This is a genomic window from Micromonospora sp. SL1-18 (assembly GCF_047921505.1).
Taxonomy (GTDB): Bacteria; Actinomycetota; Actinomycetes; order Mycobacteriales; family Micromonosporaceae; genus Micromonospora.
The window spans coordinates 1-3,464 of sequence record NZ_JBLROA010000147.1 but is presented as its reverse complement, the minus strand read 5'-3'; the positions used below and the strand labels follow the sequence as shown (position 1 = coordinate 3,464).

Here is a 3,464-nt window from a genome sequence, read left to right as displayed (position 1 = left end):
CCGCTTCGCGACGGGTGCCTTCTTCGCCGCGGCCTTCTTCGCGGGGGCGGCCTTCTTCGCCCGCGCACCGGTGGCCTTCGCGGCGGGCACCGCCTTGCCCGCGGCCTTCTTCGCCGGGGCCTTCTTGGCCACCGCCTTCTTCGTGGCGGCACGTCCGGCCGGCCCGGTGGCCCTGCGTGCCGCGCCGCCGCCGCGGCTCTCGGCGCGGAGGGTCTTCGCCAGCGTCTTCACCAGGTCTGGCTTACGCAGGGTGGAGATTCCGGCGACCCCGCGCCGGCGAAGCTGGCTGCGGATGTCGTCGATCCTCATCCGGGAGATCTCGGATTCGGAGACACCCGGCGTGTTTGGCGTCTGGTTGCCGGTTTGCCGCCTGGTCCTCGTCGCAGTCGTGCCGCGACCTGAGCTGTTGCGCTGAGCCATGGGACACGCTCCTCGACAGTCCGTCCTCGGCCCGCGGTGGGTCCCAAGTGCCGCACCGCGCGGTGCGGCATACCCGTCAGGACGGGTCCGAACCGCCGGAGGCGGAGCTGGTACCGGTCGACGGCGCGAAGAGATGGGCGAAGGCGGCCAGGTTGGCCGTCGACTCCCCCCGCCTGACCCGCCACTCCCACTCCCGACGGATGGCGGTGCCGAAGCCGATCTCCAGCATGCTGTCGAAGGACTCGTCGGCGTACGTCAGCACCGCGCCGAGGAGCCGGTCCAACTCGGCCTCGTCCACCCCGGCCAGGTTGACCCGTCCGGTCAGGTAGACGTCGCCGACCGCGTCGATGGAGAAGGACACGCCGTACATCCGGGCGTTGCGCCGGAGCAACCAGGCCCACAGTTCCTCGCGGCGCTCGTCCGGCTGGCGCATCACGAACGCCTCGACCCGCAGTGAGTGCTCGCCGACGATCAGGTTGCAGATCGTCTTGAGCTTGTGCGTCCCCGGCAGGGTGACCGCGTACGACGCCTCGCCGGTGGGCTCCCACTCCAGATCGCGCTCGGCGCAGACCGACTCGATCAGTGCGGCGACCTCACTCCTGCGGCTCACCGCACCCACTCTACGGTCGCACCGTAGACCCCGCCGGACGCCGGCCGGGCCGGGGTGGATCACCAGGAGCAGGTCAGGGCGGAGTCGGCGGCGAGCCGGCCGGTGAGCCGGGCGCGGTGCTCGGCGATCGCCTCCCCGTACACGGCGAGCAGCCCGGTGGCGGTGCGGTGCCAGGAGAAGTTGCGGGCGTGCCCCTGCGCGCCCCGGCCCAGGTTGGCCCGGCGCAGCCGGTCCGGCAGCAGCCGGGCCATCGTACGGGCCCAGTCGGCCGGGTCGTGGCCGTCGATGAGCACTCCGCTGACCCCGTCGCGTACGGCGGTGACCAGGCCGCCCACGGCGGCGGCGAGGACGGGCGTGCCGCACGCCTGCGCCTCCAGCGCGACCAGCCCGAACGACTCGTTGTACGAGGGCACCGCGACCAGGTCGGCGGCCCGGTAGAGGGCGGGCAGGTCCTCGCCGGTCTGCGGCGGCAGGAAGCGCACCCGGTCGCCGACGCCGAGCGAACCGGCCAGCTCGATCAGGGCGGTGGGGCGATCCAGGCCGCTGCCGCTGGGGCCGCCGCAGATCACCACGGTCAACTCGTCGGCGAGCGCGGGCTCCCGCTCGCGGAGCGCGGCGACCGCCCGGATCAGCACATCCGGGGCCTTGAGCGGCTGGATCCGGCCGACGAAGGCCACCACGTACCCGTTGGTGGGGAGGCCGAGGCGGCGGCGCTCGGCGAGCACGGCTTCGTCCCGGTCCCCCGGGGCCGGGCGGAACCGGTCCAGGTCGACGCCGGGCTCCACCACGGTCACCCGGGCCGGGTCGGCGTCGTACAGTCCGACCAGGTCGCGGGCCTCGACCCGGGTGTTGGCAACCAGCCGGTCGGCCTCGGCCACCACCTGCTCCTCGCCGATGACCCGGGCCTTCGGCTCGGGCCGGTCTCCGGCGGCGAGCTGGGCGTTCTTGACCTTCGCGAGGGTGTGCGCGGTGTGCACCAGCGGCACGCCCCAGCGCTCCTTGGCCAGCCAGCCGACCTGGCCGGAGAGCCAGTAGTGCGAGTGGATCAGGTCGTAGTGGCCCGGCGGGCGGGCCGCCTCGGCGCGCAGCACGCCGGCGGTGAAGGCGCACATCTGCCCGGGCAGTTCCTCCTTGGTCAGCCCTTCCAGCGGGCCGGCCATGACGTGCCGGACGTGCACGCCGGGCGCCATCTCGACCACCGGCGGCAGGTCGCCGGAGGTGGCCCGGGTGAAGATCTCCACCTCGACGTCGGCCTCGGCCAGCCGTCGGGCGACCTCCAGGATGTAGACGTTCATGCCGCCGGCGTCGCCCGTGCCCGGCTGGTGCAGGGGCGAGGTGTGCACCGAGAGGGTGGCGATCCGGCGCGGCTGCGGCCACGGGAGGGCACCTCGCTGACGACCGACACCGGTGTGCATTTCCGCCACGTCCGCTCCCTCTGTCACGGTTGCTGCCGTCCCGCACGACCGGCGCTTCTCGGTCAACCTCCGCACCGGATGTCATCTTCCCGATCGGGCTTCGGAAATGCGTACCGGCCGGTCCGCGCCGTGACGGACCTCATCGCGGCGCGACCGACCTCGTCGCGGCGCAGCGGATCTCATCGCCGCGCGGTGGACCTCGTCGCCGCACGGTGGACCTCGTCGCGGCGCGGCAGAGAGGGCGGGGGAGAATGACCCGATGACCTCCGTCGCCATCATCACCGGGGCGTCCAGCGGGATCGGCGCGGCCACTGCCCGCCGGCTGGCCGCCGAGGGTTTCCACGTGCTCGCCGCCGCCCGGCGTACCGACCGGTTGGCCGGTCTGGTGGCCGAGATCGAGGCGGCCGGCGGCGCGGCCACCGCGGTGCAGTGCGACGTCACCTCCGACGAGTCGGTCGCCGGCCTGGCCGCGGTGGCCGCGGCCGCGCCCGGCCCGGTCAGCCTGCTGGTCAACAACGCCGGCGGGGCGCGCGGGCTGGACCCGGTCGAGTCCGGATCGGTCGGTGACTGGCAGTGGATGTACGACGTGAACGTGCTCGGCACGCTCCGGGTCACCAAGGCGCTGCTGCCCGCGCTGGAGGCGTCCGGCGCCGGCACCATCGTGATCGTCGGTTCCACCGCCGGGCACGTCGTCTACGAGGGCGGGGGCGGTTACACCGCCGCCAAGCACGCGCAGACCGCGATCGCCGGCACGCTCCGGCTGGAGCTGTGCGGCCGCCCGGTCCGGGTGATCGAGATCGACCCCGGGATGGTGAAGACCGAGGAGTTCGGCCTGGTCCGCTTCGACGGCGACGCGGAGCGGGCCGCGGCGGTCTACGCGGGAGTGGCCGAGCCGCTGGTCGCCGACGACGTCGCCGACTGCATCGCCTGGTGCGCCACCCGCCCGCACCACGTGAACGTCGACCAACTGGTGGTCCGCCCGCTGGCCCAGGCCGCCCAGCACAAGGTGCACCGGGTCG

At 73.8% G+C, this 3,464-nt stretch carries 3 protein-coding genes and 1 pseudogene; 1 reads left to right on the top strand and 3 read right to left on the bottom strand.

From position 1 onward, the window contains the following. The 3 genes and pseudogenes from ACNAW0_RS30075 to mshA form a co-directional block, all read right to left on the bottom strand. Positions 1–420, bottom strand: a pseudogene (locus tag ACNAW0_RS30075) (hypothetical protein); the annotation flags it as partial. Between the two features lie 76 nt (positions 421–496). Further along, positions 497–1,030, bottom strand: a complete 534-nt coding sequence (locus ACNAW0_RS30070; protein ID WP_416291422.1) for a YbjN domain-containing protein — start codon at positions 1,028–1,030, stop codon at positions 497–499. Between the two features lie 59 nt (positions 1,031–1,089). Next, positions 1,090–2,454 carry a D-inositol-3-phosphate glycosyltransferase gene (gene mshA / locus ACNAW0_RS30065; RefSeq protein WP_416291421.1) on the bottom strand — a complete coding sequence of 455 codons (1,365 nt, stop codon included), beginning with the start codon at positions 2,452–2,454 and terminating at the stop codon, positions 1,090–1,092. Positions 2,455–2,704: 250 nt separating this feature from the next. On the opposite strand from mshA, the gene ACNAW0_RS30060 reads away from it, so the two are divergent. Further along, the coding region (locus tag ACNAW0_RS30060) for an SDR family NAD(P)-dependent oxidoreductase (protein ID WP_416291420.1) at positions 2,705–3,464 on the top strand (760 nt) is incomplete at its 3' end.